9 protein-coding genes are annotated in these 7,020 nt (G+C 64.2%); 3 read left to right on the forward strand and 6 right to left on the reverse strand.

Annotated features, from left to right (window positions below; genetic code table 11):
- Nucleotides 1-2: 2 nt before the first annotated feature.
- Entirely contained in the window at nucleotides 3-923 is a 921-nt protein-coding gene (gene argF / locus Q0C64_RS01670) for an ornithine carbamoyltransferase (protein WP_294120361.1), read from the reverse strand.
- A gap of 2 nt (nucleotides 924-925) precedes the next feature.
- Nucleotides 926-2,113, reverse strand: a complete 1,188-nt coding sequence (locus Q0C64_RS01675; RefSeq protein WP_294120362.1) for an aspartate aminotransferase family protein — start codon at nucleotides 2,111-2,113, stop codon at nucleotides 926-928.
- A gap of 349 nt (nucleotides 2,114-2,462) precedes the next feature.
- Between Q0C64_RS01675 and Q0C64_RS01680 the strand changes: the two genes are divergently transcribed.
- On the forward strand, nucleotides 2,463-3,374 hold the full coding sequence (locus tag Q0C64_RS01680) for a hypothetical protein (protein ID WP_294120363.1): 912 nt from the start codon (nucleotides 2,463-2,465) through the stop codon (nucleotides 3,372-3,374).
- Between the two features lie 76 nt (nucleotides 3,375-3,450).
- On the opposite strand, the gene Q0C64_RS01685 is transcribed toward Q0C64_RS01680, so the two are convergent.
- Both Q0C64_RS01685 and Q0C64_RS01690 read right to left on the reverse strand, forming a co-directional pair.
- Entirely contained in the window at nucleotides 3,451-3,963 is a 513-nt protein-coding gene (locus Q0C64_RS01685; protein WP_294120364.1) for a hypothetical protein, read from the reverse strand.
- Between the two features lie 380 nt (nucleotides 3,964-4,343).
- Nucleotides 4,344-5,171, reverse strand: coding sequence for an ABC transporter permease (locus Q0C64_RS01690; protein ID WP_294120365.1), 828 nt, complete (start codon nucleotides 5,169-5,171; stop codon nucleotides 4,344-4,346).
- 74 nt (nucleotides 5,172-5,245) lie between these two features.
- On the opposite strand from Q0C64_RS01690, the gene Q0C64_RS01695 reads away from it, so the two are divergent.
- Nucleotides 5,246-5,914 (forward strand): GcrA family cell cycle regulator, encoded by a 669-nt coding sequence (locus Q0C64_RS01695; protein WP_294120366.1) that lies wholly within the window; start codon nucleotides 5,246-5,248, stop codon nucleotides 5,912-5,914.
- Here the strand turns inward: Q0C64_RS01695 and Q0C64_RS01700 are convergent.
- Together Q0C64_RS01700 and Q0C64_RS01705 are read right to left on the reverse strand one after the other, a co-directional pair.
- Complete coding sequence (locus Q0C64_RS01700) at nucleotides 5,911-6,288, reverse strand: type II toxin-antitoxin system death-on-curing family toxin (RefSeq protein WP_294120367.1); 378 nt, start codon at nucleotides 6,286-6,288, stop codon at nucleotides 5,911-5,913. The genes Q0C64_RS01695 and Q0C64_RS01700 overlap by 4 nt on opposite strands.
- Nucleotides 6,285-6,515, reverse strand: a complete 231-nt coding sequence (locus Q0C64_RS01705; RefSeq protein ID WP_294120368.1) for an AbrB/MazE/SpoVT family DNA-binding domain-containing protein — start codon at nucleotides 6,513-6,515, stop codon at nucleotides 6,285-6,287. The genes Q0C64_RS01700 and Q0C64_RS01705 overlap by 4 nt, the downstream gene beginning before the upstream one ends.
- A 98-nt stretch (nucleotides 6,516-6,613) precedes the next feature.
- On the opposite strand from Q0C64_RS01705, the gene Q0C64_RS01710 reads away from it, so the two are divergent.
- The coding region (locus Q0C64_RS01710) for an ATP-binding protein (protein WP_294120372.1) at nucleotides 6,614-7,020 on the forward strand (407 nt) is incomplete at its 3' end.

Below are 7,020 nucleotides of genomic sequence, written 5' to 3' on the forward strand. Positions count from 1 at the left end.
AACTAGATCTTCCCCATCACCCACATCAGCAGCGCCTTTTGCGCGTGCAGCCGGTTCTCTGCCTCGTCCCACACCGCCGACTGCGGCCCGTCGATGACGCCGTCGCTGACCTCTTCGCCTCGATGAGCGGGCAGGCAATGGAGGAAGGTCGCGCCTGGCGCAGCTCGGGCCATCAGCGCTTCGTCGACCTGGAAGCCGGCGAACGCCTCCTCGCGATATTCGTCGCCCTCCTGGCCCATCGAAACCCAGGCATCGGTCACCACCACTTCGGCGCCGTCGATCGCCTCGGCGGGATCGCAGCCGAAATAGATGTCGTCGCGGGTCGCGGCCATGGCGCACATGCCGACATCCGGCTCGAACTGGCTCGGCGTGGCGACGGCCAGGCCGAAGTGCATCAGCGCCGCCGCCTCGATCAGCGAGTTGCAGACATTGTTGCCGTCGCCGATCCACGCCCAGAGCGATCCTGCCAATTTGGCGCGATGCTCGATCACGGTCTGCATGTCGGCCAGCAGCTGGCAGGGATGCGAGAAATCGGTCAGCCCATTAATCACCGGCACGGTGGCGTGCTGGGTCAGCTCGACCGCCTTCTGGTGATGGTCGGTGCGGATCATGATCGCGTCGGCAAAGCGCGACAGCACCCGCGCGGTATCGGCAATGGTCTCGCCCCGACCGAGCTGCGAGGTATTGCTTTCCAGGACGATGACCGAGCCGCCGAGCTGGCGCATCGCCAGGTCGAAGCTCATCCGCGTCCGGGTCGAGCTCTTTTCGAACACCATCGCCAGGACGACGCCGTCGAGCGGCCGGTCGGCATCGACCTTCCCCGTGGGCCAGCCGGCCCGCCTTTCCTTCCTCTCCATCGCCTCGTTCAAAATCGTGGCGACGGCATCCCCGCCCGCATCGGACAGGTTGAGGAAATGGCGCACCGCTACGCGGCCTCGGGGACGTCGTATTCCGCGGCTGCGGCCGACAGGCCCTCGACGAATTCGGCGATATCGCTCTCGTCGATGTTCAGCGGCGGGAGCACGCGCACCACATTGTCGCCGGCGGCGACGGTCAGGATGCCCCTGGTACGGAGATAGGTGACGAAGGCGCGGCTGTCGGTCTTCATCTTGATGCCGAGCATCAGGCCAAGCCCACGCACGCTGTCGAACAGATGGTCATGGTTGGGGAGCATCTGCTCCAGCGCCGAGCGCAGCCGCTCGCCCATGGTGCGAACATGGGCCAGGAACTCGTCATTGGCGACGACGTCGAACACCGCCTGGCCGGCCGCCATCGCCAACGGGTTGCCGCCATAGGTCGAGCCATGGGTGCCGATGACCATGCCGGAGGCTGCCTTCTCGGTGGCAAGGCAGGCGCCCAGCGGGAAGCCGCCGCCGATGCCCTTGGCCGACGACATGATGTCGGGCGTCACGCCATAATATTCATAGGCGTAGAGATAGCCGGTGCGGGCAACGCCGCACTGCACTTCGTCGAACACCAGCATCAGATCATTGTCGTCGCAGGCCTTCCTGAGGCCGTGGATGAATTCCTTGCCGGCCGGGCGGATGCCGCCCTCGCCCTGGATCGGTTCAAGCAGGAAGCCGGCGGTGTTCTCGTCCATCGCCGCCAGCGCCGCGTCGAGATCGTCGAAGGGGACGACGGTGAACCCGGGCAGCAGCGGCGCGAAGCCGTCGATCATCTTGGGCTGATCGGTCGCGCTGATCGTCGCCATGGTCCGGCCGTGGAAGGCGTTGGAGAAGGTGATCAGATTGTGCTTGTGCGGGTTGCCCTTGGCATGGTGGTAGCGGCGTGCGGTCTTGATCGCGCATTCGACTGCCTCGACGCCCGAGTTGGTGAAGAACACCGTGTCGGCGAAGGTATGGTCGATCAGACGCTTGGCGAACGCCTCGCCCTGGGGCGATCCGTACAGGTTCGACACATGCATCAGCGTCGCCGCCTGGTCCTGGATCGCCTTGGTCAGGTGCGGATGGCCGTGTCCGAGCAGATTGACCGCGATACCAGCGGCGAAGTCGAGATATTTCTCGCCATTCTCGCCATAGAGATAGACCCCATCTCCCCTTACCGGCCGCACGGGCGAACGCGGGTAAACGGGCATGAGCGGCGTGATAGCCATGAGGGCTCCTTGGTCAGCGATTTCAAAAGGCAAAAGGCGGCTGAAAGCCAGCCGCCTTGGCGAGCCTATAGCCATGACGGCGATCAAACGAAACCCGGATTTGGCAACGCGTCGATTGAATAGCCTTATGGGCGGACGCTGCTTGCCAATGCCCGGCCCGTACACGATGTCACTGCGGATCGGAGGATGCATGACTGCTCGGAGACTGTTTGCAGTAGGGTTGCTAGGCATGGTCTTCTTCCAGCCGTTGGCGGCGGAGCCGGCCAATGCGCCTGCCCTGCCAATACCTCACAGCAACAACGCGGTTGCTCGCTTGACCATAAACGGCGGGACTCATTTCTTCAGCTTCATGGGCCTCAAGGGAGGCAAGACTTTTGCGGATATCAGCAGGGACGCGTTCGAGCTCGACCTGAAGGCTGGCAAATGGCGCGCGTTGCCTGACGTGCCGGTGCCGCAGGGTCGGCTCGCCAGCATTGCCGTCGGCCTGAAAGGACAAATCTACCTGTTTGGCGGCTATTCAGTGGCGGCGGACGGAACCGAGGTTTCAGCTCCGGACGTGTACGCTTTCGACCCGCGGACCGGCAGCTATGCGGCTCGCGCGCCCATCCCGGTTCCGGTCGACGACAGCGTCGCCCTGCCCTTTAACGGGCGCTACATCTATCTCGTCAGCGGCTGGCACGAGAAGGACAATGTCCGGCTGGTCCAGGTATATGACAGGATCAATGACCGCTGGTTCCGCGCGACCGACTGGCCTGGCGCTCCGGTATTCGGTCATGCTGGCGGCATCGTCGGCAACCGGTTCGTCATCGCCGACGGCGTGACGGTTCTCCCTGGAGTCACCGGCAAGGCGCGCTTCAAGCTTGGGGATGGCGCCTGGATGGGCAAGATCGACGCAGACCATCCGGAGAAGATCAAATGGCAGCGCCTGCCGCCGCATCCCGGCGCGCCGCTCTATCGCATGGCCGCCACCGGCGCCTCCTCCGGCGACAAGGTCATATTCGCTGGCGGATCGGAGACCGCCTACAACTATAACGGCGACGGCTATGACGGGACGCCGGCCAACCCCAGCGCCCGCACCTTTGCCTTCAATGTCAAGCTTGGCCGCTGGACCGACCTGGGTCCAAAGCCGCAGCCCAGCATGGACCATCGCGGGCTGTTGGAAGCCGATGGTCGTTTTTACACGATCGGCGGCATGGGCCAAGGCGGCCGGGTCATCGGCGATGTATCTGGTTTCACCCCGCCGAACGGTAGGGGCCGATGAGAAAAGGGGCAGCTCCTTTCGAAGCCGCCCCTCCCTTACGCAACATTACGCTTTACCGAGGCTAGAAGCCCAAAGCTTAGTCGTCGTGGTCCTGGCCCTGGTCATCCTCATAACGGTCGTTGCGGCCGTCGCGATCATGATCGCGCCAATTGTCGCGGTCGCCCCAATGGTCGCGGTTGTCGTTGTAGCTCCAGCGGCGGTCGTAGCGGTTGCCGTCACGGGCTTCGCGCTGGATGCGATACTCGAGCCGCTGGATGCCGCGCTCGATGTCATAGCGCTCGCGGCTGTTGAGGCTGTAACGGGCGGCACGCTGCAAGCGATATTCCAGCCCACGAGACTCCTCGCGCAGCCGGTGCGCTTCGCGCTCGCTCAATATATCGCGGCGGTCGAGCCAGCTGATCTGGTGTTGAAGCTGGTCGATCCGGGCCTGGAGGCGACGGACCTGGCCATAATTGTTGTTATAGCCATTGCCGTTGTAGCCACCGTTATACCCATAGCCCTGAGGCTGCGGATAATATTGCGCGGCAGCCGGGGCGGCGGCGGTGAGCGTTGAGGCGGCCAGCGCCGCGGCAATGATAAACTTACGCATTACTGCTCTCCTTCGAGCTGTTGATGCCTAGGTTCTAGGATGCGCGGCGTGAGGTGGTCCTGAACGCGCCCGTTATCGGAGGTTCACATCCGAGCCGCCGAGCGTAAGCGAGCGCTCTGCAAAGCAGACGGGAGCTTACGTCGAAGAGACGGCGAGGAGCGGACGGCCTGCGCCCGCAGGGCGACAGGACCGACGGCGCGGATTCATTCCGCGCCGACTTAGCTGGCGTTGGCTTGAATGCCGTCACGCGAGTGAATCGCGTGACGTCGATCGGGTTCGGCTGCGCCGACCCGTCGGCCGGCCTGCGCCATCTCTCGACGTAACGACGCTCCCCCGGATCAAGTCCGGGGTCCGCTTGCGTTACGCTCGGCGGCTCAGGCTCAGTTTTTAATTTTCCAGCCGCTTTTCAGCAGCGAATAGCAGGCGGCGAACAGGGCGATGTTGATCAGCGCCAGCACCACCGCGCCGACATAGATGGGCGAATCGGCTTCGCTGAGAAACCCGTGCCGGAACCCGGAGATGACGTAGAAGAAGGGGTTGGCGTGGCTGATCGCCCGAAATGTCGGCGACAGCTGGTCGGCCGAATAGAAGGTGCCGCTAAGCAACGACAGCGGCGCAACCACGAAATTGGTGACCGCCGCGGCATGATCGAACTTCTCGGCCCAGATCGAGGTCAAAAGGCCGAGGAACGCCAGCATCAGCGAACCCATCAGCCCGAACCAGAACACCGACAGGGGGTGGGCGATGCCGACATGCACGCCCGGCCAGAAACTCATCACGATCCACACCGCGAAGCCGACCAGGAAGGCGCGGGTGACCGACGCGCCGACCAGCCCGGCGATCAGTTCCCCGGTCGACAGGGGCGGCATCAGATAATCGACGATCGTTCCCTGGATCTTGCCGACCAGCAGCGAAAAGCTCGAATTGGCGAAGCTGTTCTGGATCATCGCCATGACGATCAGGCCGGGCGCGATGAAATCGGCGAACGGCACGCCCAGCACCAGCCTGCCCGAGCGGCCCATCGCGACCGTAAAAATGATCAGGTAGAGCAGCGTCGTGACCGCCGGCGCCCACACGGTCTGCATCTGCACCTTGAAGAACCGGCGCACCTCCTTGATATAGAGGGTCTTAAGGCCGCCCCAGTTGACGCCTTCAAGGCTGGGCTTGCCCGGCTCGCTTCTTACCCAGGAGGGGGTCTGGTCGTTCACAGGGCAATCGCCTATCGGCACCGTGCGCCTAAGACAACTGGGGCGACACAACGAATATGGAGTGAAGTTCTCAAATGAGCTGGACCGACGAGCGCATCGAGCGCCTCAGGGCGATGTGGACCAAGGGCGCCACCGCCAGCCAGATCGCCGACGAGCTGGGCGGCGTCAGCCGCAACGCGGTGATCGGCAAGGCCCATCGCCTTGGCCTCGAATCGCGCCCTTCGCCGGTGAAGCCGGGCGAGGAAAAAGAAAAGAAAGCCAAGGCCGCGCCGGCCCCCAAGGCCGCCAAGCCTGCCCCCTCGCCCAAGGCCGCGCCGGTAGCAGCCGAGCCGCGCGAGCCGGCCGCCGAAGCGCCCCGGGCTGACTTCGCCGGCGCGCCCCCGTCGGCCAAGGTGGCCGAACCGAATATCCAGTATCGTTCGGTCGGTCCCGGCGGCTTCATCCGCCAGGGCCCCGGCGACACCCAGGCACCAATCCCGCCCGCGCCGCCGCGCCGGCTGGTTCCGGCCAAGCCCAGCGCCGAAGTCGCCGACAAGACCTCGCTGCTCGATCTGAACGATCGCGTCTGCCGCTGGCCGATGGGCCATCCGGGCGAGCCCGACTTCCACTTCTGCGGCAAGGCGTCCAACCCCGGCTATCCCTATTGCGTCGACCACTGCGGCGTCGCCTACCAGGCCCAGCTGCCGCGCCGCGACCGGCGTCCACCGCCGCCGCTGCCTTATGGCGGCCCGCGCGTTCGCTAGGCGATCCGTTCGCGGAACCAGTCAGCCAACTCGTCCTCGCTCAACTCCCCTGCGGCGAGGGCCAGCATGGCTTGAATGGCCGCCTCCCGGCTGAACCCCAGGCCAATGTTGTTGGCGGCGAGAAATAGTCTAGCCAGGACCCAGGCTGTCCGCTTGTTGCCATCCACATAGGGATGATTCCGCGCCACGCCGTAGGCATAGGCGGCGGCCAGGGCGGCCGCGTCCGGCTCTTCGTAGGCCGCTAGGTTTTGCGGCCGGGCCAGTGCGGATTCGAGGGCACCTTTGTCGCGGACGCCTTCTGCACCGCCATGCTCGGCAAGCTGCCGATCATGCACGGCTTCGGCGACGGCAATCCCTATCCAGATCCAGCTCATTTGGCGAGGACGCGCAAAATCTCGCGGTCCTCGCGCATAATCGTCTCCGCCAGCGCCATCTGACGGGCGAATTCAGGGTCGTAAGCACTGATCCGATAGCTGCCATCAGGAGCTTCGGTGAGATAAAGCTGGTCGCCACGATCGACATGCAGCCGCGCCAGCATTTCCTTGGGAAACACTGCGCCGGTCGAATTGCCAATCGGCACCAGTTTCAAGGGCTTGTTCATACGTTCGTTATAACATAGGTGCGACTTCAAATCAACCATCGGTTGACCGACTCAACTCGTGCGTGACTTCACGCGAATGGCTTGCTTATAGCGTTCCTATAATGTCCGATCTTTTCGCTTCCGGTTCCGCCACACCCACCGACAGTTACGACGCTTCCGCGATCGAGGTCCTCGAAGGCCTCGAGCCGGTCCGGCGCCGTCCCGGCATGTATATCGGCGGGACCGACGCGCGCGCGCTGCACCACCTCGCCGCCGAGGTGATCGACAACTCGATGGACGAGGCCGTCGCCGGCCATGCCAGCCGGATCGAGGTCACGCTGGAGCCCGGCAACCGCCTCAGCGTGTTCGACAATGGCCGCGGCATTCCGGTCGACCCGCACCCCAAATATCCGGGCAAGTCGGCGCTGGAGGTGATCCTCACCACCCTGCATTCGGGCGGCAAGTTCGAGGGCAAAGCCTATTCGACCAGCGGAGGCCTGCATGGCGTCGGTGTCAGCGTGGTCAA

The organism is Sphingomonas sp. (assembly GCF_023266535.1).
Classification (GTDB): domain Bacteria; phylum Pseudomonadota; class Alphaproteobacteria; order Sphingomonadales; family Sphingomonadaceae; genus Sphingomicrobium.